The sequence below is a fragment of the Streptomyces sp. NPDC104381 genome (assembly GCF_055583745.1).
Window position 1 is genome coordinate 341297 of record NZ_JBVJNK010000007.1, and the last position, 23848, is coordinate 365144.

Here is a 23848-nt window from a genome sequence, read left to right on the forward strand (position 1 = left end):
CCGGGCCGTCGAGGAGGCAGAAGTCATGGGACTCGGAGGATGCATTCTCCTGATCGGTGCCGGAGCGATCCTGGCGTTCGCCACCGACTGGGAAATGGACACCGTCAACGTCGACCTGGTCGGCTGGATCATGATGCTCGTCGGCCTCGTGGGGGTCTTCGTCTACGTGAGCATCGCGCGGCGCCGCCGCATGGTCGTGCCGCCCACCACCACCGTCGTCTCGGAGGACGAGCGCCGTTACCAGTGAGCGGGCGTCCCGGCGGGGGAGGGCCCGCTACCGGTGAGCGGGCGTCCCGGCGGGGCCGGCCGGCCGTGAGCCGGCCCGCCGTCAGCCCTGCTCGTCCATCCCGGCCAGCACCAGCGGGAGCCTGGACGTCCCTCCGGCGGTGACGCTCACGGGGACGCCCCAGTCCTGCTGGTGCACATGGCAGGCCGGGTACTCGTTCGCCGGGTCGTCGTCGCAGGACGCCGCCATCGCGGACACATGCAGGACGCCCTCCGTGACCCCGTCCGCGAGGACCAGGTCACGGCTCAGGTCCGTACCCGGGCCGGAGCCCTCGGCCAGCAGCTCCGGCGGGGTCGAGGAGACCAGCAGCCGGGTAGAGGGGCCGTACCGGGTGTCCAGCTTCTGGCCGGCGGGGGCCTGGAAGACCACATCGAGCCGCAGCGTGCCCGCGGCGACCTCGGTGGCCGCGCGCTGGGTGCGGTGGGCCCGGTCCGCGACGCGCACGGCCTCCTCGGGGAGCCGCAGCCGGGTCAGCCGGTGCCGTGCGGACTCGACGACCACCAGGTCGCCGTCCACCAGCACCGCGTCGCTCGGCTCCCGCAGATCGGTGGCCAGCGTGGTGACCTCGCCGCTCTCCGGGTCGTACCGCCGCAGCGCGTGGTTGTAGGTGTCGCTCACCGCGACGGAGCCGTCCGGGAGCGCGGTGACGCCCAGCGGGTGCTGCAGAAGCGCCTGGCCGGCCGGGCCGTCGCGGTGGCCGAAGTCGAAGAGTCCGGTGCCGACCGCCGTATGGACGGCGCCCTCCCGGTCCACGTAACGCAGCGCGGAGGTCTCGGAGTCGGCGACCCAGAGCCGGTCACCGGCGGCGGCCAGGCCGGACGGCTGCGCGAACCACGCCTCGCCCCCGGGCCCGTCGACGAGACCCTCGTTGGTCGTCCCGGCGGCGACCCGCACCGAGCCCTCGGCGGGGTCGTACGTCCAGAGCTGGTGCACCCCGGCCATGGCGATCCACAGCCGGTCCTCGAACCAGGCGATGTCCCACGGCGACGACAGGTCCACCTCCGTGGCCGGGCCGCTGGTCGCTGAGCCCTGCCACCACTGGCGGCCCGTGCCGGCCAGCGTGGTCGTCACGCCCGTCGCGAGGTCGAGCGCCCTGATCGCGTGATTGACGGTGTCCGCGACGGCGATCCGGCCGTCGGGCAGCACGGCGAGGCCCTGCGGTTCGCTGAAGCGGGCCTCGTCCCGCCCGCCGTCCGCGAATCCACGCTCACCGCTGCCGAAGTGACCCCGGACGGTCTCGCCGTCGGCCTCCAGCTCCACCAGCCGGTGGCGGGTGGTGTCCGAGACCAGGAAGCCGCCGTCGGGAAGGACGAGCGCCTTGCCGGGGAAGCGGAGGTGCGTCGCGACCGGTTCCGGAGCGACGTACGGGCCGTCGCCCCGGCGCAGGGTGCCCTTCGCGGCGTGCTCCGCCTCCAGCTCCTCGACCAGCTTCTCGATGGCGTGCGCGTGCCCCTCACCGGCGTGCTGCGCGACGACGTAGCCCTCGGGGTCCACGACGACGAGCGTCGGCCAGGCGCGGACGGCGTACTGCTTCCAGGTGGCGAGCTCGGGGTCGTCGAGGACGGGGTGGTGCACCTCGTACCGCTCGACGGCGTCGACCACGGCCTGGTGCTCCGCCTCGTGCACGAACTTCGGGGAGTGGACACCGATGATCACCACGGTGTCGCGGTGCTTCTCCTCCAGCTCGCGCAGCTCATCCAGCACGTGCAGACAGTTCACGCAGCAGAAGGTCCAGAAATCCAGGATGACAATGCGTCCCCGCAGGTCAGCAAGGGTGTACTGCCGGTCGCCTGTATTGAGCCAGCCGCCCTTGCCGATCAGTTCGGGGGCGCGGACACGTGCACGTGCTGTCATGCCACCAGTCAACAGCACCGTGGCCTACGCGCATTCCGGAGGGGCGTCGGGGAACCTGTGATCCATGAGACTTCTCGTACGTGAGCGACTGTTCGGCGTCGGCGACGACTACTGGATCGAGGATGCGGACGGGCGGAAGCTCTTCCTCGTCGACGGCAAGGCCATGCGCCTCCGCGACACCTTCGAGCTGAAGGACACGGACGGCCGGGTGCTGGTGGAGATCCGCCAGAAGCTGATCAGCCTGCGCGACACGATGATCATCGAGCGCAACGGCGAGGAGCTCGCCAAGGTCAAACGGAAGCGGCTCTCGCTCCTGCGCAACCACTACCGGGTGGCCCTGGTGGACGGCACCGAGCTGGACGTCAGCGGCAAGATCCTGGACCGCGAGTTCGCCATCGACTACGACGGCGAACTGCTCGCCCAGATCTCGCGGCGCTGGCTGACCGTCCGCGACACCTACGGCGTCGACATCGTGCGGGACGACGCCGATGTGCCCCTGCTGCTGGCGGTGGCGGTGTGCGTGATCGTCCTCGCGGACAAGGAGCACGGCGACGACTGACCGGTGGCCGCACGCACCGAGGGCGCCGGTTTCACGTGAAACCGGCGCCCTCGGTGCGTGTACGGGAGTCCTCGGTGCGTGTATGGGAGCCCTCGGTGCGCGTGCGTACGGCTCAGGCCAGACGCCGTGGCGCGAGGCCCAGGCGGCGGTCCTTGAGGGCCGGGAACTGCTCCCGGGTGGTGGTGGCCTTCGTCGGATCGAACTCCACGCTGAGCACCTCCTCGCCGGCCCCGGCCTCGGCGAGAACCTCGCCCCAGGGGTCGACGACGATGCTGTGGCCCGCCTGTTCGACCCCTCCGTTGGTGCCGGAGGAGCCGACCGCCAGGACGTACGCCTGGTTCTCGACCGCGCGGGCCTGGGCCAGCAGCGTCCAGTGCGAGCGGCGGCGCTCCGGCCAGCCGGCCGCGACGACCAGGGTCTCGGCGCCCGCGTCGATCAGCCCCCGGAACTGCTCGGGGAAGCGCAGGTCGTAGCAGGTCGCGAGACCGAGCGTGGTCTCCGGGAGGGCGACGGTGACGAGTTCCTCACCGGCTCCCATCATCGCCGCCTCGCCCTTGTCGAAGCCGAAGCGGTGGATCTTACGGTAGGCGGCGGCCCGCTCGCCCTCGGGCGAGAACACCAGCGAGGTGTTGTAGAGGGTGCCGTCCTCGGCGCGCTCGACGAAGGACCCGGCGTGCAGCCAGACGCCTGCCTCCGCCGCCGCCTTCGCCATGATGTCGTGCGTAGCGCCTTGCAAGGGCTCGGCCTCATCGGTGAACGCGGTGTAGGCGAAGGCGCCGACCGGCCAGAGCTCGGGAAGGACGACGAGGTCCGCTCCCCGTTGGGCCACGACCAGCGAAGCCGCGCGCTCTCTACGGGAATTGACCGATTCATCCGGGTTTACTGCGATCTGGATGAGGGAGGCGAGCACACTACCACCGTCCTGGCATGGAAGCCGTCAACGCGGGCCTACGATCGTCACACGAAAGCACTGCCGGGGTGCCTGCTCGCAGCGTAACTTAGCGAGCGAACCTCCCACGCAGCCCGCAGACAGCACCGACGGTGCCGGCACCCCCGCCGGCACTCCCTGCTCTCCAGCCCATGCACCGCAGAACCGCACGAGGGGTCCCGTGACCGTCCATCCCAGCCTCCAGACCTATGCCGATGCCTGGACCCACTCCATCGAATCGATAGCCGAGCTGGTCAAGCCGCTCGCAGAGGGGGAGTGGAACCGCCGGACACCCTGCCCGGGCTGGTCGGTGCGCGACATCGTCTCGCACGTCATCGGCATGGAGTGCGAGCAGCTCGGCGACCCCCGTCCGATCCACACGCTGCCGCGCGACCTGTACCACGTGCAGAACGACCACCAGCGCTACATGGAGATGCAGGTCGACGTACGGCGCCACCACACCGCGCCGGAGATGACCTCGGAGCTGGAGTACACGCTCATCCGCCGCATGCGTCAGCTGCGCAACGAGTCGCGTGCCCCCGAGACCATGGTGCGGGCACCCCTGGGCGCCGAGCAGACCCTGGAACTGGCGCTGCGCATGCGGGCCTTCGACGTCTGGGTGCACGAGCAGGATCTGCGCACGACGCTGGGGCAGCCCGGCAATCTGGACTCCCCCGGAGCCCTGATCGTCCGGGACACGCTGCTGGTCGGGCTGGCCAAGGTGGTCGCCAAGGACGCGGGCGCCCCGCCGAATTCGGCCGTGGTCTTCGATGTGCACGGCCCGCTGGAGTTCCTGCGTACGGTCAGGGTCGACGGCGAGGGCCACGGTTCGGTGGACGGCGCGCCCTCGCTGGGCCCCGTGGCGACCCTGGCGATGGGCTGGGAGACGTACTACCGGCTGGCCTGCGGGCGGGTCCGGGCGCAGGCCGTGGAGGACCGGATCAAGATCGAGGGCGACCAGGAGCTGGCGGCGGAGATCCTGCGCCACTTCGCCGTGACCCCGTGACCCCGTGACCGGCGGCGCCCGTCCGTGGCGGACCGGGACGGGCGCGCCGCCGGGGCGCCGTCAGGCGGGAACGTGTACCGCTTCCACCCGGCTGACGACGTGGTGGTCACGCTCCCTGTGGGTGGCACTGGCGTGCAGCCGCAGGATCTGTACGACGCCGAGCGCCTCCAGGACGAAGACCGAGGCGAACGCGATGCGGTAGTTGTCCCCGGTCGCGTCCAGCAGCACCCCGACCAGGAACAGGGTCGTCATCGAGGCGACGAAGCCGCCCATGTTGACGATGCCGGAGGCGGTGCCCTGGCGCTCGGGCGGATTGGCCGGCCGGCCGAAGTCGAAGCCGATCATCGAGGCCGGGCCGCAGGAGCCGAGCACCACGCACAGGGTGACCAGCAGCCACATCGGAGCGTGGTCGCCGGGATAGAAGATCGTGCACGCCCAGAGCAGCGCGGTGACCGCGACCGTGCCCAGGGCCAGCGGCGCGCGGGCCGCGTGGTGGCGGGCGATGACCTGCCCGTAGACGAGCCCCACCGCCATGTTGGAGAGCACGACCAGGGTGAGCAGCTCACCGGCGGTGCCCCTGCTCAGCCCCTGCGCCTCGACCAGGAACGGCATGCCCCAGAGGAGCAGGAAGACCATGGCGGGGAACTGCGTGGTGAAGTGCACCCACATGCCCAGGCGAGTGCCCGGCTCCCGCCAGGACGCCGCGATCTGCTTCCGTACGAACGCCGCTCCGGCGTGCTCGGCGGGCGGCGGCTCGTGGCCCTCGGGGTGGTCCTTGAGGAAGAGCAGCAGCAGGACCAGCACCAGCACGCCCGCGAGCGAGCTGCCGACGAAGGTCGCGGTCCAGCCGAAGCCGTGCAGCGCGCGGGCGATCACCAGGGTCGAGACCAGGTTGCCCGCCATCCCGAAGAGCGCGGCCACCTGCCCGATCAACGGCCCGCGCCGGGCCGGGAACCACCGTGCGCCGAGCCGCAGCACGCTGATGAACGTCATCGCGTCACCGCAGCCGAGCAGGGCGCGGGAGGCGAGGGCCATGCCGTACGAGGGGGAGAGGGCGAAGCCCAGCTGCCCCAGCGTGAAGAGCACCACCCCGAGGGTGAGGACCTTCTTGGTGCCGAGCCGGTCGACCAGCAGCCCCACGGGTATCTGCATGCCGGCGTAGACGAGCAGCTGGAGTATGGAGAACGTCGACAGGGCCGAGGCGTTGACCTCGAACCGGTCGGCGGCGTCGAGCCCGGCGACACCCAGGCTCGTACGGAAGATGATGGCGACGAAGTAGACGGCGACGCCGATGCCCCAGACCCAGACGGCACGCCGGCCGCCGGGCGGATCACCGGGCAGGGAGAGGGTGGGTGCGGCCGAGGTCATCGGTCATCACCCCTGACCAGCACCTTGACCCGGCTGACATGGCGCCGGACGACCCCTGCGGCGCCTTCGGCGTCACCGGACCTGATGGCCTCCAGCAGCTCTCCGTGCTCGGTGATGTTGGCGGCGATCCGGCCGGGATGCGCCTCCATCACCGCGACGCCCATTCTCAACTGCCGGTCACGGAGCTGGTCGTAGAGGCGCGAGAGGATCTCGTTGCCCGCGTTCTTCACGATCTCGGCGTGGAAGCAGCGGTCCTTGACGGAGACCGCGGCCAGATCGCCCGCCTCGGCGAGCTCCCGCTGCTCCTCCAGGAGCTGTTCGAGCCGTGCGATCAGCTGGGCCGGGGCGGGCACCGCCTTGCGTGCGGCGAACTCCTCCACGAGCAGCCGGGTCTCCACCACGTCGGAGATCTCCTGCGCGGAGACCGCCAGCACGAGCGCGCCCTTCTTCGGGTAGAGCTTGATCAGCCCTTCGACCTCCAGGCGGAGCAGCGCTTCGCGCACCGGGGTCCTGGATACGCCGACGGCCTCGGCCAGGTCGCCTTCGGTGAGCAGCGTGCCGCCCTCGTAGCGCCGGTCGAGGACCGCTTCCTTGACGTGGGTGTAGACGCGCTCGGCTGCGGGCGGCGGCTTGGGGGCGGTGGGTGCGGCAGGCATGCACACAGCATAGATACAAGATGGGTGCGTCCGCTCCCCCGTCCGCGATCCGGACCCCTGCCGCTCCCCGGACCCTCCTCCGGGAGCCGCGCACCGAGCTCCGGGGCGACCCCCGGCCGGCCTCGCCTCCATGACGCGATTCACTCTTACGGGTGTACAGCCATTCGGCGCGGTCATGAGTCTCATGACAGGGCGGCACTCCCGTGCGACGGCCCCTTCAGGGACACTTGGAGCATCTACCTTGAAATACGGCATCACGGGCATCCGCCGCGCCTCCGTAGCGGCCACGGTCTCCCTGACGGCAGGGGCCGTCCTCGCGGGCGGGGCGTTCGCCTCGGCGGCCACGGCCGCGGCACCGCCGACGCCCACGATCACCGCCAAGGGCGGCTTCGTGATGAACAACGGCACCGCGAAGACGCTCTACGGCAAGAGCGCGGACACCCGCCGCTCCACCGGCTCCACCACGAAGATCATGACCGCCAAGGTCGTGCTGGCGCAGAAGAACCTGAACCTTGATTCCAAGGTCACGATCCAGAAGGCGTACAGCGACTACATCGTCTCGAAGAACGCCTCGTCGGCCCGGCTGATCGTCGGCGACAAGGTCACGGTCCGCCAGCTCCTGTACGGTCTCATGCTGCCGTCGGGCTGCGACGCCGCGTACGCCCTGGCCGACAAGTTCGGCTCCGGCTCCACGCGTGCGGCCCGGGTGAAGTCGTTCATCGGCAAGATGAACTCCTCCGCGAAGAGCCTCGGCCTGAAGAACACCCACTTCGACTCGTTCGACGGCATCGGCGGCGGTTCGAACTACTCCACCCCGCGCGATCTGACGAAGATCGCCAGCAGCGCGATGAAGAACTCGACGTTCCGCGCGATCGTGAAGACCAGGTCGACCAAGCAGAAGGTCACCACCAAGTCCGGTGGCTACCGTTACATGTCGTGGGCCAACACCAACGCCATGCTCGGCAGTTACACCGGGATGATCGGTGTGAAGACCGGCTCGGGCCCCACGGCCAAGTACTGCCTGGTCTTCGCCGCGACCCGTAACGGCAAGACGGTCATCGGGACCGTCCTGACGTCGACCTCCGCGACCACGCGGACGGCCGACGCGAAGAAGCTCCTGGACTACGGCTTCAAGAAGTAGTCAAGAAGCAGCCAGGACCGGCACATGCGAAGGGGCCCGCCGCGCGATGCGGCGGGCCCCTTCCGTGCGGCTCGTCAGCCCCAGGTGATCAGGCGCTTCGGCTGTTCCAGGATCGCCGCGACATCCGCGAGGACCTTGGAGCCGAGCTCGCCGTCGACCAGCCGGTGGTCGAAGGAGAGCGCCAGCGTGGTGACCTGGCGGGGCTTCACCTTGCCCTTGTGGACCCAGGGCTGGAGCTTGATCGCCCCGACCGCGAGGATCGCGGACTCGCCCGGGTTGAGGATCGGCGTACCGGTGTCGACGCCGAAGACGCCCACGTTGGTGATGGTCACCGTGCCTCCGGCCATGGCCGCCGGGGAGGTCCTGCCCTCGCGTGCGGTGGACACCAGCTCGCCCAGGGCCTCGCCCAGCTCGGGCAGGGTCTTGTCGTGCGCGTCCTTGATGTTCGGCACGATCAGGCCGCGCGGGGTGGCCGCGGCGATGCCCAGGTTGACGTAGTGCTTCTGCACGATCTCCTGGTTCGCCTCGTCCCAGGCGGCGTTGACCGCCGGGTTCCGCTTGATCGCGACCAGCAGGGCCTTGGCGATGACGAGGAGCGGGTTGACCCGGACCCCCGCCATGTCCTTGTCCTCCTTGAGCTCCGCCACGAGCTTCATCGTGCGCGTCACGTCGACGGTCACGAACTCGGTGACGTGGGGAGCGGTGAAGGCGCTGCCGACCATGGCCTGCGCGATGGCCTTCCGCACGCCCTTGACCGGGATGCGGGTCTCCCGGCCCACCGGCGCCGCCGCCTCCACGGGTGCGGGGGCCGCGACGGCCTCCTCCGCCCGTGCGGGCGCCTCGGCCGGGGCCGGCGCGGCAGCCGCGTGGACGTCCTCACGGGTGATGACACCGCCCTCGCCGGTCGGGGTCACCGTGGCGAGGTCGATCCCCAGGTCCTTCGCCAGCTTGCGCACCGGCGGCTTGGCGAGCGGACGGCTCTCCGCCACCTTCGCGTGGTGGCCGTTGAGCTCGGCCTGGGCCGCGGCCGCGGCCGGGCCCGGGATCTCGGCACCCTTGCGGGCCCGCCGCTTGGTCGAGCTCTCGGCCACGCCGTAGCCGACGAGCACCGGCTGACGGCCCTTGGGCTCCTCCTCGGCCGCGGGTTCCGCCACGACCTCCTGCACGGGCTCCGGCTCGGCCGGGGCGTCACCGCTGCCGGGCGCCACGTCCACCGCGATGATCACCTCGCCGACGTCGACGGTGGTGCCCTCGGGGAAGCGCAGCTCGTGCACCACCCCGTCGAACGGGATCGGCAGCTCCACCGCGGCCTTCGCCGTCTCGACCTCGCAGACGACCTGGCCGTCGGTGACGGTGTCGCCGGGCTGGACGAACCACTTGAGGATCTCCGCCTCGGTCAGTCCCTCGCCCACGTCGGGCATCTTGAACTCACGGAAACGCGCGGACGTTTCGGTCATCGTCGTCACGACCCTCTCCTCAGTACGCCAGCGAGCGGTCGACGGCATCGAGCACCCGGTCGAGACCCGGCAGGTACTCGTCCTCCAGCCGGGCCGGCGGGTAGGGGGCGTGGTAGCCGCCGACCCGCAGCACGGGCGCTTCGAGGTGGTAGAAGCAGCGCTCGGTGATCCGGGCGGCGATCTCGGCCCCGGACCCGTAGAACACCGGTGCCTCGTGGACCACGACCAGCCGGCCGGTCTTCTCGACCGAGGCCTGTACGGCGTCGAAGTCGATCGGGGACATCGACCGCAGGTCCAGGACCTCGACCGACTTCCCCTCCTCCTGCGCGGCGGCGGCGGCCTCCAGGCAGACCTTCACCATCGGGCCGTACGCGACGAGCGTGAGGTCGGAGCCCTCGCGTGCCACGGCGGCCTTGTGGAGGGGGCCGGGGATGGACTCGGTGTCGAGCTCGCCCTTGTCCCAGTAGCGCCGCTTGGGCTCGAAGAAGATGATCGGGTCGTCGCTCTGGACGGCCTGCTGCATCATCCAGTACGCGTCGCTCGCGTTGGACGGCGAGACGACCTTCAGACCCGCCACATGCGCGAACAGCGCCTCGGGCGACTCGCTGTGGTGCTCGACGGCGCCGATGCCGCCGCCGTACGGGATGCGGATGACGACCGGCATCTTGACCTTGCCGAGTGCGCGCGCGTGCATCTTGGCGAGCTGCGTGACGATCTGGTCGTACGCCGGGAAGACGAAGCCGTCGAACTGGATCTCGACGATCGGGCGGTAGCCGCGCAGCGCCAGACCGATCGCCGTACCGACGATGCCGGACTCCGCGAGCGGGGTGTCGATCACCCGGCCCTCGCCGAAGTCCTTCTGGAGCCCGTCCGTGATCCGGAAGACCCCGCCGAGCTTGCCGACGTCCTCACCCATGATGAGGACCTTGGGGTCGGTGTCGAGCGCCTTGCGCAGCGACTCGTTGAGCGCCTTCGCGAGGGACATCTTCTCAACGGCCATGGCTAGTTGCCCTCCTCGGCGAACGATGCCTGGTAGGCGGCGAACTGGGCGCGCTCCTCGTCGACGAGGGGGTTGCCGTCGGCGTAGGCGTGGTCGAAGATCGCCAGCCGGTCCGGGTCGGGCATCGCCCGCACCGCTTCGCGCACCCGCTTGCCGAGGGTCTCGCTCTCCTCCTCCAGCGCGGTGAAGTACGCCGCGTCGGCGAGCTCCTGCTTCTCCAGGTACGTACGCAGCCGGAGGATCGGGTCCTTGGCCTCCCAGGACGCCCGCTCCTCGTCCGCCCGGTACTTGGTCGGGTCGTCGGAGGTGGTGTGGGCACCCATCCGGTACGTGAACGCCTCGACGAGGGTCGGCCCCTCACCCCGCCGGGCCCGCTCCAGCGCCGAGCGTGTGACGGCCAGGCACGCGAGTACGTCGTTGCCGTCGACCCGTACGCCCGGGAAGCCGAAGCCCTGCGCGCGCTGGTAGAGCGGCACGCGCGTCTGCTTCTCGGTCGGCTCGGAGATCGCCCACTGGTTGTTCTGGCAGAAGAACACGACGGGGGCGTTGTAGACGGCGGAGAAGGTGAACGCCTCCGCGACGTCGCCCTGGCTGGAGGCGCCGTCGCCGAAGTACGCGATCACGGCCGAGTCCGCGCCGTCCTTGGCGACGCCCATGGCGTAGCCGGTGGCGTGCAGGGTCTGCGAGCCGATCACGATCGTGTACAGGTGGAAGTTGTTGGTGTTCGGGTCCCAGCCGCCGTGGTTCACGCCGCGGAACATCCCGAGCAGATTGGTCGGGTCCACGCCCCGGCACCAGGCGACACCGTGCTCCCGGTAGGTCGGGAAGACGTAGTCGTCGTCGCGCAGCGCCCGGCCGGAGCCGATCTGCGCGGCCTCCTGGCCCAGCAGCGAGGCCCACAGGCCCAGCTCGCCCTGGCGCTGGAGGGCGGTGGCCTCGGCGTCGAAGCGGCGGGTCAGGACCATGTCCCGGTAGAGACCGCGGAGCTCGTCCGCGCTCAGGTCGATCTCGAAGTCCGGGTGCTCGACGCGCTCGCCCTCGGGCGTCAGCAGCTGTACCAGCTGGGGGCCCTCCGGTGTATTCGCGGGCGTCTTCGCGGCGCTGGTCCGCTTGCTGCTGCGTCGCGGTTTGCGCGCGGCAGTGCTCTCCACGGTCACGTGCGTGCTCCTCCGTCGGTCCGGCCCCCGGGATGGCCGGGAACCAGTGCGGCTCGCCTGTGTCCGGACCCGTGCACGGGGTGGGTGCCGCTCGGCCGGGAACAGGCGTGACAGGTGCCCCGGCGAGCGTCCTGTCATACGCACGTTACCCAGTGCACCGCATAACTGCGAAACACCTTGTGACCTGCGATTTTGCTTGGATTTCCAAGTAAATCCAGAAAAGCGCGAACTCCCGCTGGTCACAGCATCGGTAACAGCCTGGCAGGCGGCCGGAACAACGGCACGTTATCCCGGGCCGGAGTCGCAGGGAAGGGCGGACGACAAAGGAGTGTGTGAGACTTCGAATGTGCGCGAAGAAGGAAAAATCACGGTATTCCTGCTCGATGATCACGAAGTCGTCCGGCGCGGGGTCCACGAGCTGCTCTCGGCCGAGGAGGGCATCGAGGTGGTCGGCGAGGCGGGCACGGCCGCGGACGCGCTCGCACGGATCCCGGCGACCCGGCCCGACGTCGCCGTCCTGGACGTACGGCTGCCGGACGGCAGCGGGGTGGAGGTCTGCCGCGAGGTCCGTTCGGCGGACGAGGACATCAAATGCCTGATGCTCACGTCGTACGCCGATGACGAGGCCCTTTTCGACGCGATCATGGCCGGTGCCTCGGGATACGTACTGAAGGCCATCCGCGGCAATGAGCTGATCGGCGCCGTACGGGACGTGGCGGCCGGCAAATCCCTGCTGGACCCGGCGGCCACCGCCCGCGTGCTGGAAAGGCTGCGCGAGGGCAAGGACGGCAAGGGCGACGACCGTCTCGCCGGGCTGACCGAGCAGGAGCGCAGGATCCTCGACCTGATCGGCGAGGGGCTGACGAACCGGGCGATCGGCGAACGGCTGCACCTCGCCGAGAAGACCATCAAGAACTACGTGTCCAGCCTGCTCTCGAAGCTGGGCATGGAGCGGCGCTCGCAGGCGGCGGCGTACGTGGCGAGGCTCCAGGCCGAGAAGCGCTGAGGGGCGGGGGAGCGGGAGGGGGAAGGGCGACAAGCGGGAGCGGGGGAGCCAGGCAGTGGATGCGGGGGCAGGGGGAGCGGGGCAGGGACTTTGGACCCTGGCCGGTCGGGGCGGCGGACCCTTACACGCCTCCTACCTCTGCCGGAGAGTGGAGAGCATGCTTTCTCCCCGTCCCTACGACCGCCTGTCCGGAACCGCCGCCGCACCAGGTTCCGGAATCTTCGGCTCCGCCGGCTCCTCCGTCGCGGACAGGCTCCGGGCCATCGAGTTGCTCGCCAGCGTCCGCTACGGCCGGCTGGCCATGAGCATGCGGGCCCTGCCCTTCCTGGCGGTGGCCCGGCACCTGGTGGTCGAGGGCCGGGTCGTCCTGCGGATGCACCGAGGGCTCGGATTCCACGAGTCCTGCGACGGAAGCGTCGTCGCGTACGGGGCGGACAACTTCAACTCCCCCGCCCACGGCAGCACGGAGGACCTCTGGTCGGTGCAGTTCACCGGCCCCGCCGAGATCGTGCATCCGGCCTCCGACCAGCGGGAACGCTTCGGAACCGGCCCGGCCGAGGTGAACGGCGAACACTTCGATCCGGTGTATCTGCGACTCGATCCGCACCTCGCCCATATGCACACTCTGGCCTTCGACGCAAGTCCGTAAAACCAGCCACTCAGCGTCACCTAACATGTGTCGGGTGCTGCGCTCATCTGTGACCCTCCCGCCAGTCCCACCGGTCGGCGAGGTCCTGCGCCGCTACCCGGACGCCGGTGAACCCCTCGCGTGCGAACCGATCGGCAAGGGCCTGCTCAACCACGGTTACCGCGTGTCCACCACCCGTGGTGCGTACTTCCTCAAGCACCATCTCGACAAGCACCACCTCGACGACGCCAGTGGTGATCACGCCACGATCGTCCGGCAGCACCGGGCGACCCAGCAGCTGCACTCCCTCGGTGTGCCGGTGGCCCCGCCGCTCTCGGACACGGAGGGTGACACGGTCACGGTGATCGACGGGCAGCGCTATGCCCTGCACCGCTGGGTGGACGGCCTCCACCGGGACGGCGCCCAGCTGACGACCGCCCAGTCCCGCCGGCTCGGGGCGCTCCTCGGAGCCGTACACATGGGCCTTGAGCAGGTCATGGAGCCGGACCCGCCACCTCCGGTGCGGGGGCAGAGCCCCGATCCCGCCGATACGTTCACGCTGATCGACGAGCTGCTGACGGCCGCGCGGCGCATGGGCCCCCGGGACGCCTTCGACGAGCTCGCCGTACACCGTCTCGTCGAACGCCGAGCCCTGCTGGAACAGCACGCGCACCGACGCCCGCCCACGCCCGAGGGCTCCGCCCGGGGGTGGGTCCACGGCGACTTCCACCCGCTGAACCTGCTCTACCGGGGGGCCGACCCCGTCGCGATCGTCGACTGGGACCGGCTCGGCGTGCAGCCACGCGCGGAGGAGGCCGTCCGTGCGGCGGCGATCTTCTTCGTCCGGCCGGACGGCGAACTGGCGCTGGAGAAGGTGCGGGCGTACGCCCGCGCCTACCGGCGGTCGGCGGGCGCGGGGGCGGCCGAGCTGGCGGCGGCGGTGCACCGGGTGTGGTGGGAGCGCCTCAACGACTTCTGGATACTGCGCTGGCGCTACCGCCTGCACGACCGCAGGGCCGACCCGCAGTTCCCTGCGGTATCGGCCCTGGCGGTGTGGTGGACGCGCGAGTACGAGGCGGTGGGCGAGGCCTTCACGGGGTGAGGGCCGGGGCTACCGGCCGGTGGTCACTCCCCCGTGGTGCCGGTCGCTCCCGCCGCGGCACCCGCTGCGGTGCCGGCCGCGGCCCCCTCGCTGCCCCCGTTGTTCGCCCCCGGGTCCGTGGGCTCACCGGTCGGTTCGCCGGTGTTGCCCCCGTCCTCACCCTCGGACGTGCCGCCGTCGGACGTTCCGCCCGTCCCCGGGTCGGACGACGTCGGCGTGTCCGTCGGCTCACGGGTCGGCTCGGTCGGCTCGTTGGTCTGGCTCCACGTGGGCTCACTGGTGGGCCACGTCTGACCACCCGAGGAGGTGTTCGGCTCCTCGGTCTCCTCCGTCTCCTCGTCCGTCGGCTCGGCCGAGGACGGGGTGGGCGAGGGGGTGACGGAGGTGGAGGGCGTGGTCGGCGACTTCTTGTTGCCGCCGTCGTCGTTCGCCGCCTGGACGGCGAACGCGACGCCCGCACCGATGGCGATCAACGCGAGCAGGACGAACAGCCACATCTTGCCGCGGCCGCCGCCGTTGTGCTGTCCGCCCGCGTACGCCCCGTCGTCGGGGTTCATGGGCGGCAGGATCGGGCCCTGCGAGGTGTCCCCGTGCATGGGGTGCCCCATGGCCGCCGTGCCGCCGCCGATGTTCATGGCGGCCGTGTGGCCGGCGTCGTTCACATTGACCGGGCCCGTGTTCCACGTACCGGTGTGCCCGCCCTGGACCTGCAGCATCTGCAGGCTGTACTGGACGAGGCCGCGCATCTCCTCGGCGCTCTGGAACCGGTCGTCCGGGTCCTTCGCGAGGGAGCGCATCACGAGCCCGTCGAGCTCCGGCGGGACGGACCCGCCGGCCTGCGAGGGCGGGACCGGGATGTCCTGGACGTGCTGGTAGACGACCGAGAGCGGGGTCTCACCGGTGAACGGGGGCCGCAGGGCGAGAAGTTCGTAGAGCAGGCAGCCCGTGGCGTACAGGTCGGACCGGTGGTCGACCGCCTTGCCGAGTGCCTGCTCGGGGGAGAGGTACTGGGGCGTGCCCATGACCATGCCGGTCTGGGTCATCGTCGACTGGGCGCCGTGCAGCGCGCGGGCGATGCCGAAGTCCATCACCTTGACCGCGCCGGAGTGCGTGATGATCACGTTCGCCGGCTTGATGTCCCGGTGCACGATGCCGTGCTGGTGGGAGTAGGCCAGGGCTTCGAGGACGCCCGAGACGATGATCAGCGCCTGCTCGGGCGGCGGCGCCTCGGCCTCCAGCAGCAGATCGCGGATGGTGTTGCCCTCGACGAGCTCCATCACGATGTACGGCACGGTCGAGCCGCCCACGACGTCCTCGCCGGAGTCGTACACGGCGACGATCGCGTGGTGGTTGAGGCCCGCGACCGACTGTGCCTCACGCGTGAAGCGGGCCTTGGAGACCGGGTCCTCGGCAAGATCGGAACGCAGCAGCTTCACCGCCACCGTGCGCCCCAGACGGACGTCCTCCGCGGCATAGACCTCGGCCATGCCGCCGCGGCCGAGCCGGTGCGTCATGCGGTAACGGCCGTCCCCGACCACACCGCCGACACCCCAGGAGTCGGTGCCATCCGAAACTCCGCCGCCGTTTGCTTCGGATTCGGGTGCCATCAGTCCTCGCCGTCGTATCTGTCCGCGCGTCCGCGGGTTCTCACGGTGCCTTGCTGCATTGCCACGTCACGCTACAGCCTCTGTGCGACACACCGGTTCCCAGAGTGACGGGCCATCCAATCGGCTCGCGCGCCGTCCACGCAAATTCCATGCGCTTCCTGTAACGCTTCCGAGACGCTTCCAGCGCGTAGGGTCACGGAACGGGCACCTGGCTTGACGTGTCGTACCCCTCGGGCAGACTTGGCCCGTAATAGGGATGATCGCGTCCGTCGGGCGCCGAGGGGGATGCAAGCTCATGAGCCACGACGGCGCACAGGGCGCACAGGGGCGCTACGCGGGCGGTTCCGTGGCCGGCGGCCGCTACCAGCTGCGCGACCTGCTCGGTGAAGGCGGCATGGCGTCCGTCTACCTCGCGTACGACTCGGCCCTGGACCGCCAGGTGGCCATCAAGACGCTGCACACGGAGCTGGGGCGCGAGCAGTCCTTCCGCGAGCGGTTCCGGCGCGAGGCGCAGGCCGTCGCCAAGCTCCAGCACACCAACATCGTCTCGGTGTTCGACACGGGCGAGGACGAGCTCGGCGGCGCGCTGATGCCGTACATCGTCATGGAGTACGTCGAGGGGCAGCCGCTCGGCTCCGTGCTCCAGTCGGACATCCAGCAGTACGGCGCGATGCCGGCCGAGAAGGCGCTCAAGGTGACGGCCGACGTGCTCGCCGCCCTGGAGACCAGCCACGAGATGGGCCTGGTCCACCGCGACATCAAGCCCGGCAACGTGATGATGACCAAGCGCGGCGTCGTCAAGGTCATGGACTTCGGCATCGCCCGTGCCATGCAGTCGGGGGTCACCTCGATGACCCAGACCGGCATGGTCGTCGGCACCCCGCAGTACCTCTCCCCCGAGCAGGCGCTCGGCCGCGGCGTCGACGCGCGCTCCGACCTGTACTCGGTCGGGATCATGCTCTTCCAGCTGCTCACGGGGCGTATCCCGTTCGACGCGGACTCCCCGCTCGCCATCGCGTACGCGCATGTGCAGGAGGAGCCGGTCGCCCCGTCCAGCATCAACCGGTCCATCACGCCCGCGATGGACGCCCTCGTCGCCCGGGCGCTGAAAAAGAACCCGAACGAGCGCTTCCCGAGCGCCGCCGCGATGCAGGACGAGATCACCCGCGTACTGAACGCGAGCGGCCCCTCGGGCGCCCCGGTGATCATCGGCGGCGGCACCCCGGCGAACAGCGGCTCGGGGGTGGGCTCAGCGGTCTTCCCGCCCGTCGACCAGACGACCCCGGCCCCGCACAGCGTGCAGACGCCGTACCAGCCGCACCCGCACCAGCCCGGTCCGTACGGTGCGCCGACGCCCGCCCCCACGCCGGGCTACGGCTACCCGCAGGCGGCCCAGCCGTACGGGACCCCGGCCCACCTGGCGCACCAGACCCCGCCGCCGTACACGATGTCGCCGCAGACGACGACGGGCGCCGGCGGTGGCGGATCCAGGCGCAACATGCCGGTCATCGTGGGGTCGATCGTGGTCGCCCTGGTCGCGATCGGCGGGCTGGTCGCCTTCCTGAACATGGGCGACGACACGGAGAACGGCAAGGGCGGCGACCCGAGCTCCAGCGAGTCCTCCGTCGCCGGCGAGCACAAGCCGCCGGAGCGGAACCGGACGATGGAGGCCGAGAAGTGCACGGGCGCCCAGGAGGACACGGACGACCCGGCGAAGGTCCAGGCCCCGAACTTCGTCTACAAGGACATCCTTTCGGTGAAGGACTGTCTTAACGCTGCGGGATGGACCGTCAAGGTCATCGACGAACCGGGCAACACCTACGCCGAGGGTCAGGTCGTCGGCCAGTTCCCCTCGGCGGGCACAGCCGTCGCCGAGACCGGTGCCCACTTCGAACTGCAGGTCTCCACGGGGGACCCGACCTGAGCGACGACCTCCGGGACGGTTCCCCGGGCGACTGAGGTCCGGTCTCACCGCTGCACTCGAAATGCCGGACATATCGGGCCGTGTGACTCTGGTCTCATGCCTCCAGGACTCCCGGCTTCACGGTCGTCACGGTGTGTCGCCTGTCTGGTGATGGCGCTCGGGCTGGCACTCGGACCCCCCGCCCTGGCATCCGGCGACAGCAGGTCCTCCGGGTCCGTACGCGCGGGGCAACCGGCGTCCGTACATGCGGGGTATCAGGCCCTGGCGAAGCCCTCGGGCTCCTCTTCGCCCGCTCCTTCTCCCTCGGCGAGTTCCTCCGCCGAGGAGTCTCCCCTCGCGGGGCGGCAGGCCGGAGAGGGGCGGGCCCGGCCGGGGCGGTCGCTGTCGCCCATGGAGGTCGCGGACTCGGAGGCCGCGGCGGACGAGATGCCGCCGGAACCGGATCCCGCGAAGGTACCGGCCTTCACACCGCCGCCCGAGGCGTTCCCGGAGCCCGGGGAGACGGCCCGGCAGCGGCAGGCGCTGGACGAGCCCGCCCTGAAGCAGGTGCGCGACGTGTCGCTGGGCAGTGGCATCGCCCTGGTCGGGCTGGGGCTGGCATTCCTGGCGATCCGCATGCGCCGCGCGAACTGACCGGACCGTCGCCCGGGCCCGGCCCTGGCCCCGGGCGGAATGAGGGCTGCCGCTGACAGCTGGTTCCGGTGCCCCCGGAAAGGTGGATCATGCTTTTCCGGGGGCACCAACGTGATGTGAAGCAGGTGTGCGAGACAATGGCGGCATGGAGATGCCGAGGAATGACCGGTCGCAGGAGCACCCACAGGTCCTCGTGGTGGGGCAGGACGGAATGGCTATCGGCGGTGGCGGTGACGACGACTCTCGCGAGGTCCCGGTGACGGAGATGGTCGAGCAGCCCGCGAAGGTCATGCGCATCGGCAGCATGATCAAGCAGCTTCTGGAGGAGGTCAGGGCGGCTCCTCTCGACGAGGCGAGCCGCGTCCGGCTGAAGGAGATCCACGCGAGCTCGGTGAAGGAGCTCGAGGACGGTCTGGCGCCGGAGCTGGTGGAGGAGCTGGAGCGGCTCTCGCTGCCGTTCACCGAGGAGTCCGTCCCCTCCGAGGCCGAGCTGCGGATCGCACAGGCCCAGCTGGTCGGCTGGCTGGAGGGCCTCTTCCACGGTATCCAGACGGCGCTGTTCGCCCAGCAGATGGCGGCCCGTGCCCAGCTGGAGCAGATGCGCCGCGCCCTCCCTCCGGGCGTCGGCCACGAGGACGAGGAAGTCGGGATCGACCCGCACGGGCCGGCGCGCTCCGGCCCGTACCTCTGACCGCCTGAGTCCATACCGACCGCGGAACGCAACGGGGCCCGGCACACACCATGTGTGCCGGGCCCCGCGTCTTCGGCGCGACTCCCCTGGGTGTCGGCCTTCAGCTCGGCGCCCCTGGGGGCTCTGGCGGCTCGACGCCCACGGGCCTCAACCCTTGGGTGCGGAGTTCCGGCCGTCAGGCCTTCGGCGCGGCCAGGAGGATCTTGCCGATGTGGCTGCTGGACTCCATCAGCCGGTGGGCTTCGGCCGCTTCCGGCATCGGCACGGTGCGGTCCACGACCGGCCGTACGACGCCGTCGGCGAGCAGCGGCCACACATGCTCACGTACCGCCGCGATGATCGCGGACTTCTCCGCGAGCGGTCGCGCGCGCAGCGAGGTCGCCGTGACGGCGGCCCGCTTGCTCAGCAGGGCGCTCAGGTTCAGCTCGCCCTTGGCGCCGCCCTGGAGGCCGATGATGGCGAGCCGGCCGTTCACCGCCAGCGCCCGTACGTTCCGGTCCAGGTACTTCGCCCCGACGATGTCGAGGATCACGTCCGCTCCCGCGCCGTCCGTCGCCTGCCGCACCTCCTCCACGAAGTCCTGCTCGCGGTAGTCGATGAGGATGTCGGCGCCGAGCTCCTGGCAGCGGGCCAGCTTCTCGGGGCCGCCCGCCGTCACCGCGACCCGGGCGCCGACGGCCTTGGCGAGCTGGATCGCCATCGTGCCGATACCGCTGGACCCGCCGTGCACCAAGAGGGTCTCGCCGGGCCGCAGGTGGGCCACCATGAAGACGTTCGACCAGACCGTCGCCGCCACCTCGGGCAGTGCCGCGGCCTGCGCCAGGTCCACCCCGTCGGGCACCGGCAGCAACTGGCCGGTGGGCACGGCGACCTTCTCCGCGTAACCGCCGCCCGCGAGCAGTGCGCAGACCTCGTCGCCGACGGACCACCCGGTCACTCCGGGACCGAGCGCCGCGATACGTCCCGCGCACTCCAGGCCGGGATAGGGGGAGGCGCCGGGCGGCGGGTTGTAGAAGCCCTGCCGCTGCAGGACATCCGCCCTGTTGACCGCGCTGGACACGACCTCGACGAGAACTTCGCCCTCGCCTGGTACGGGATCGGGGACCTCGGCCCATACGAACGCTTCGGGGCCGCCGGGTTCGGGGATCGTGATCGCATACATGGCCGCGAGGCTACTCCGTGCGGAGTCCCGGACGGGGCCGGACGGGCCTGTGCCGCGCCCGGCCGCTCATCTCAAGGCCACTGAGTGGGCTGCTGCGACGGGTTCACCGGCGGTGTCTGGGGCGGTGAGGCACGCACGATCGTGATCACCCGGTCCGTCAGTTGCAGGGGGCTGGCCGCCGGATCGTCGTAACCGAGGAGCCGATGGCCGCGCACGACGGTGACCACCAGGTCGTCGGTCTCCCGGACGCTCTTGCCCACCTCGGCCTTTATCACCGGCCGTTCGATGAGATCGAGTCCGCTGCCCTGCTGGATGAGGTCCTCCATCACCGTGCCCGCGCTGGGGCTGAGGACGGAGAGGCCGAGCAGACGGCCCGCCGCGCTCGCGCTGGTGATCACGGCATCCGCGCCGGACTGCCGCAGCAGAGGAGCGTTCTCCTCCTCGCGCACGGCGGCCACGATCTTCGCGCCCCGGTTGAGCTGACGCGCGGTCAACGCGACGAGTACGGCCGTGTCATCGCGCTGGGTGGCGATGATGACCTGACGGGCCTTCTGGACCTCGGCCCGCAACAGCACATCGCTGCGCGTCGCATCGCCCAGCACGCCCACGAACCCCTCGGCGTTGGCTGCCTCGATCACCTTGCCGGCCGGATCGACGATGACGATCTGGTCCTTCTTCAGCCCGGTGGCACAGAGCGTCTGGATTGCCGAGCGGCCCTTCGTGCCGAAGCCGACGACGACGGTGTGTTCACGCAAGTTGGTTCTCCAACGGTTCAGCCGGAAGTCCTCCCGGGTCCGTTCCGTGAGGACCTCGAGGGTGGTGCCGACCAGGATGATCAGGAAGAGCACGCGCAACGGCGTCACCAGCACCACGTTGACCAGGCGTGCAGGATCGCTGTACGGGACGATGTCGCCGTATCCGGTCGTCGACAGGGTCACCGTCGCGTAGTAGACCGCGTCGAGGAAGTCGACCTTGCTGTCGGCGTTGTCGTGGTACCCGTCCCGGTCGGCCCAGACGATGAAGACCGTGGCGGCCAGGACCGTGAGGGCCATGGCCAGCCGTTTGGCCACCTGGCGCAGCGGTCGGTCGACGACCCGCCGCGGCAGAAGCACCCTGGTCGGCACCACATGTTCGTCCGCTCGCCGGGCCATCGCATCGTGGCCGGGAAGTTTCACGTGAAACACCCTTCCGTCCACGGCGATGCCGAGGCCCACGGTAGATCGAGGATCTCCACCTCGGTGCCGGACCGTACCCCGCCGGGCGGGACCACGGCCAGCCCGTCCGCGGCGGCGATGCCACGGAGCATGGCGGGGCCGTTGTAATGCAAGGGCACAACGCTGTCGTCGCGGTGGACCACGGGGATCAGCCGGGTGTCGTGCGGGTGCGCGTGCACCTCCTCGTGGACGGGAGCGCGGTAGCGGTCCTGGGCGGGGCGCCCGGCGATCCCCCGAAGCAGCGGCTCGGCCAGTGTCAGCAGCCCGGAGACCGCGGCCAGGGGGTTTCCGGGCAGACCGACCAGGCAGGGGCCGTCGTCGGGAAGCCGCGCCAGGAGCATCGGATGCCCCGGTCGTACGGCCACCCCGTCGACCAGCAGCTCGGCACCGATCCGGGCCAGAACCGGGTGGACGTGGTCCACCGGGCCGGCGGCGGTGCCGCCCGTGGTGAGGATCAGGTCGGCATCGGAGGTGACGAGCGCCTCACGGAGGGCTTCGGCGTCGTCGCCCAGTCTCCTGGGCTCGGCGACCTCCGCTCCCAGTGAGCGGAGCCAGGGGGCGAGCATGGGGCCGAGCGCGTCCCGGATCAGCCCTTCACGGGGAAGCCCTGCCGTGAGGAGCTCGTCACCGAGTACGAAGACGTCCACGCGAGGCCGGGGTACGGCGACGAGAGCGTCGTACCCCGCGGCTGCCGCCAGTCCGAGCACGGGCGGGGTCACCACGGTCCCCACGGGCAGGAGCTCGTCACCGGACCGGCACTCCTGGCCCCGGGGACGGATGTCCTGGCCCGGTACGACGTCGCGGGTGGCGTGCAGCAGACCCTTAGCCTCATCGCAGTGTGCGTGCTCGCTGCGGATCACGGCGGTAGCGTCCACGGGGAGGCGTGCGCCTGTGGCGATCCGTAGGGCGTACCCGTCGGGGAGCGGCTCGGATGGCCCGCGTCCGGCGAGCAGCCCTTCCCCTTCCCGTACGGTCCAGGGCCCGGGGCCCGCGACGACCCAGCCGTCCATGGCCGAGGTGTCGAACGACGGCAGGTCGGTGAGCGCGACGACGGCCTCGGCGAGGACATGCCCGAGAGCGCGGTCCAGGGGGAGGCGGTGGGCGGCCAGGGGTGCGGCTCGGCCGAGGCGCTCGGCCAGGGCGAATGCTCCGTCCCAGGCGGCGGCCCGGGCCCGGTGCGCGTGCGGAGGGGCCGAGCGGCCGTGGGCAGGGACGGTGCCGGCCGACCCCGTGCCAACCGGGCCGGATCCGCTACGGCTGGTGGGGCCGGGGGTCGGGGAGACCGGCTCCGACGCCTCCGGGCTGGGGTCGCCGAGGTACGGGGCCGCGCCGGCGGGCTCGCCCGGGTCCGTATGCCTGCCTGATCGTGTGCGCTCGCCCGGCTCCGGGTGCGCGCCCGGCTCCGTGTATGTGGCGGGTTCCCCGGACCGGTCCGGCGGGGGGTGCGGCGCCTGTGGCCGACGGCCGACGAGAGCGAGCGCCTGCTCGACGGCCCGCTCCTCCTCGGCTGCCCGCTCCTCGGCCGCCCGCGCATCGCCTCCGTGGGGGGTCATGGCGTACCGGGCCCGCTTCCGGAAGCCGTTTCCTCCTCCCACCGGAGCGCGAGGGCAGTGGCCTTGCGGGAGGCATCGGCCACTGCTTCGGCCGCGTCCGCCGGGCTCTTGCCGCTGCTGGCCAGCGCCGCCGCGTACCCCACCAGGAAGGTGGTCAGCGGCGCGGCGGGCCGGGCCACGCCGTGGGCGGCGTCACGGGCGAGGTCCAGCAGGACGCCGGTGTCGACGTCCAGCTCGATGCCCAGTTCGTTCTTGACTGCGGTGATCCATTCGTCCAGCACGGTCCCATGCTCCCTGATCCTCGCCCTGGCGGCGGCAATGTCTTCCCAGGTGTCGCAGTCGAACGAATCCAGCGGACCGGCCTGCACCCGCGCCAGGTCCAGTTCGGCGGTCAGCAGCCGCAGGGGGAGACCGGCGAGGCTGCCGTGTTCGGTGGCGAGAAGGGCGAGTTCACGGCGGAGCGGCTCGGTCCGGTAGACCGCGACCAGCGGTTGGTCCCGGCCGTCCTGGTCGGTGCACAGGGCGCCTTCCCGTACCTCCGGCTCCGCGGCGGCCAGCAACGAGCGGACCGTTGCCTCCCCCAGGAACGGCAGATCCGCGGAGAGCACCAGAACACTCTCCGCGGCCGTGTGCCGGACCCCCGCGCCGAGGGCCGCCAAGGGGCCGCCGCCCTCGGGCACTTCACGTGTCCAGGTGACCGGACGCACGGTGGGCCTGCGCCCGCCCACCACCACCGTGGACCCGGCGTCGGCACATGCGGCGAGCACCCGGTCGAGCAGCGCGCGGCCGCCCACGCGGAGCCCTGGCTTGTCGGCTCCCCCGAGGCGCTTCGCAGCCCCTCCGGCCAGAACGATGGCGTCATACGCGGTCATGCCCCCGAGTATGCGGGCCGCCCGCCCAGGACGGCCCCCCGGGG

Annotated in this window: 22 protein-coding genes; 10 read left to right on the plus strand and 12 right to left on the minus strand. The window is 71.0% G+C overall.

Annotation, left to right across the window (positions count from 1 at the left end; translation table 11 throughout):
* Positions 1-25: 25 nt before the first annotated feature.
* Positions 26-247: a DUF6458 family protein gene (locus ACZ607_RS25850; protein ID WP_124277833.1), complete on the plus strand. Its 222-nt coding sequence runs from the start codon at positions 26-28 to the stop codon at positions 245-247.
* 81 nt (positions 248-328) lie between these two features.
* Here the strand turns inward: ACZ607_RS25850 and ACZ607_RS25855 are convergent, their stop codons facing one another.
* The gene (locus tag ACZ607_RS25855; protein WP_469738261.1) at positions 329-2140 is read right to left on the minus strand and encodes an NHL domain-containing thioredoxin family protein; all 1812 of its coding nucleotides are present in this window, start codon (positions 2138-2140) and stop codon (positions 329-331) included.
* Positions 2141-2204: 64 nt separating this feature from the next.
* Between ACZ607_RS25855 and ACZ607_RS25860 the strand changes: the two genes are divergently transcribed.
* A complete protein-coding gene (locus tag ACZ607_RS25860; RefSeq protein WP_469738263.1) occupies positions 2205-2699 on the plus strand; it encodes an LURP-one-related/scramblase family protein in 495 nt (164 codons plus the stop codon).
* Positions 2700-2811: 112 nt separating this feature from the next.
* On the opposite strand, the gene ACZ607_RS25865 is transcribed toward ACZ607_RS25860, so the two are convergent.
* Positions 2812-3609: a carbon-nitrogen family hydrolase gene (locus ACZ607_RS25865; RefSeq protein WP_469738265.1), complete on the minus strand. Its 798-nt coding sequence runs from the start codon at positions 3607-3609 to the stop codon at positions 2812-2814.
* Between the two features lie 199 nt (positions 3610-3808).
* Between ACZ607_RS25865 and ACZ607_RS25870 the strand changes: the two genes are divergently transcribed.
* Positions 3809-4633 carry a maleylpyruvate isomerase family mycothiol-dependent enzyme gene (locus ACZ607_RS25870; protein ID WP_469738267.1) on the plus strand — a complete coding sequence of 275 codons (825 nt, stop codon included), beginning with the start codon at positions 3809-3811 and terminating at the stop codon, positions 4631-4633.
* 60 nt (positions 4634-4693) lie between these two features.
* Here ACZ607_RS25870 and ACZ607_RS25875 read toward each other — a convergent pair whose 3' ends face one another.
* Both ACZ607_RS25875 and ACZ607_RS25880 read right to left on the minus strand, forming a co-directional pair.
* Positions 4694-6001 (minus strand): MFS transporter, encoded by a 1308-nt coding sequence (locus ACZ607_RS25875; protein ID WP_469738269.1) that lies wholly within the window; start codon positions 5999-6001, stop codon positions 4694-4696.
* Positions 5998-6657, minus strand: a complete 660-nt coding sequence (locus ACZ607_RS25880) for a GntR family transcriptional regulator (RefSeq protein ID WP_469738271.1) — start codon at positions 6655-6657, stop codon at positions 5998-6000. Before ACZ607_RS25880 ends, ACZ607_RS25875 begins: the two co-directional genes overlap by 4 nt.
* A 241-nt stretch (positions 6658-6898) precedes the next feature.
* Between ACZ607_RS25880 and ACZ607_RS25885 the strand changes: the two genes are divergently transcribed.
* The gene (locus ACZ607_RS25885) at positions 6899-7798 is read left to right on the plus strand and encodes a D-alanyl-D-alanine carboxypeptidase family protein (RefSeq protein WP_469738273.1); all 900 of its coding nucleotides are present in this window, start codon (positions 6899-6901) and stop codon (positions 7796-7798) included.
* A gap of 74 nt (positions 7799-7872) precedes the next feature.
* On the opposite strand, the gene ACZ607_RS25890 is transcribed toward ACZ607_RS25885, so the two are convergent.
* The 3 genes from ACZ607_RS25890 to pdhA are packed head-to-tail and all read right to left on the minus strand — an operon-like array spanning position 7873 to position 11412.
* Complete coding sequence (locus ACZ607_RS25890) at positions 7873-9264, minus strand: dihydrolipoamide acetyltransferase family protein (RefSeq protein ID WP_469738275.1); 1392 nt, start codon at positions 9262-9264, stop codon at positions 7873-7875.
* Between the two features lie 10 nt (positions 9265-9274).
* Positions 9275-10255 carry an alpha-ketoacid dehydrogenase subunit beta gene (locus tag ACZ607_RS25895; RefSeq protein ID WP_099173332.1) on the minus strand — a complete coding sequence of 327 codons (981 nt, stop codon included), beginning with the start codon at positions 10253-10255 and terminating at the stop codon, positions 9275-9277.
* A gap of 2 nt (positions 10256-10257) precedes the next feature.
* Positions 10258-11412, minus strand: coding sequence for a pyruvate dehydrogenase (acetyl-transferring) E1 component subunit alpha (gene pdhA, locus ACZ607_RS25900; protein ID WP_469738277.1), 1155 nt, complete (start codon positions 11410-11412; stop codon positions 10258-10260).
* Between the two features lie 346 nt (positions 11413-11758).
* On the opposite strand from pdhA, the gene ACZ607_RS25905 reads away from it, so the two are divergent.
* The 3 genes from ACZ607_RS25905 (at position 11759) to ACZ607_RS25915 (ending at position 14148) form a co-directional block, all read left to right on the plus strand.
* Positions 11759-12418 (plus strand): response regulator, encoded by a 660-nt coding sequence (locus ACZ607_RS25905; protein ID WP_469738279.1) that lies wholly within the window; start codon positions 11759-11761, stop codon positions 12416-12418.
* 157 nt (positions 12419-12575) lie between these two features.
* Positions 12576-13067, plus strand: coding sequence for a pyridoxamine 5'-phosphate oxidase family protein (locus tag ACZ607_RS25910; protein WP_469738281.1), 492 nt, complete (start codon positions 12576-12578; stop codon positions 13065-13067).
* A 25-nt stretch (positions 13068-13092) separates the two neighbouring features.
* Positions 13093-14148: a phosphotransferase gene (locus ACZ607_RS25915; RefSeq protein WP_469738283.1), complete on the plus strand. Its 1056-nt coding sequence runs from the start codon at positions 13093-13095 to the stop codon at positions 14146-14148.
* 23 nt (positions 14149-14171) lie between these two features.
* On the opposite strand, the gene ACZ607_RS25920 is transcribed toward ACZ607_RS25915, so the two are convergent.
* Positions 14172-15755: a protein kinase domain-containing protein gene (locus ACZ607_RS25920; protein WP_469738285.1), complete on the minus strand. Its 1584-nt coding sequence runs from the start codon at positions 15753-15755 to the stop codon at positions 14172-14174.
* A gap of 295 nt (positions 15756-16050) precedes the next feature.
* Here ACZ607_RS25920 and ACZ607_RS25925 point away from each other — a divergent pair, with 295 nt between their 5' ends.
* The 3 genes from ACZ607_RS25925 (at position 16051) to ACZ607_RS25935 (ending at position 19003) form a co-directional block, all read left to right on the plus strand.
* Positions 16051-17679 carry a protein kinase domain-containing protein gene (locus ACZ607_RS25925; protein WP_469738286.1) on the plus strand — a complete coding sequence of 543 codons (1629 nt, stop codon included), beginning with the start codon at positions 16051-16053 and terminating at the stop codon, positions 17677-17679.
* Between the two features lie 390 nt (positions 17680-18069).
* Positions 18070-18312, plus strand: a complete 243-nt coding sequence (locus tag ACZ607_RS25930; protein ID WP_469738288.1) for a hypothetical protein — start codon at positions 18070-18072, stop codon at positions 18310-18312.
* 145 nt (positions 18313-18457) lie between these two features.
* Positions 18458-19003, plus strand: coding sequence for a bacterial proteasome activator family protein (locus ACZ607_RS25935; RefSeq protein ID WP_469738290.1), 546 nt, complete (start codon positions 18458-18460; stop codon positions 19001-19003).
* Between the two features lie 175 nt (positions 19004-19178).
* Here the strand turns inward: ACZ607_RS25935 and ACZ607_RS25940 are convergent, their stop codons facing one another.
* The 4 genes from ACZ607_RS25940 to ACZ607_RS25955 all read right to left on the minus strand — a co-directional run bounded on the left by ACZ607_RS25940 (position 19179) and on the right by ACZ607_RS25955 (position 23804).
* Positions 19179-20165 (minus strand): NAD(P)H-quinone oxidoreductase, encoded by a 987-nt coding sequence (locus tag ACZ607_RS25940; protein WP_469738292.1) that lies wholly within the window; start codon positions 20163-20165, stop codon positions 19179-19181.
* Positions 20166-20236: 71 nt separating this feature from the next.
* Positions 20237-21379 (minus strand): potassium channel family protein, encoded by a 1143-nt coding sequence (locus tag ACZ607_RS25945; RefSeq protein ID WP_469738294.1) that lies wholly within the window; start codon positions 21377-21379, stop codon positions 20237-20239.
* Positions 21337-22932 (minus strand): molybdopterin molybdotransferase MoeA, encoded by a 1596-nt coding sequence (locus ACZ607_RS25950; protein WP_469738296.1) that lies wholly within the window; start codon positions 22930-22932, stop codon positions 21337-21339. Before ACZ607_RS25950 ends, ACZ607_RS25945 begins: the two co-directional genes overlap by 43 nt.
* Complete coding sequence (locus ACZ607_RS25955) at positions 22929-23804, minus strand: NTP transferase domain-containing protein (RefSeq protein ID WP_469738298.1); 876 nt, start codon at positions 23802-23804, stop codon at positions 22929-22931. The genes ACZ607_RS25950 and ACZ607_RS25955 overlap by 4 nt, the downstream gene beginning before the upstream one ends.
* Positions 23805-23848 lie beyond the last annotated feature (44 nt).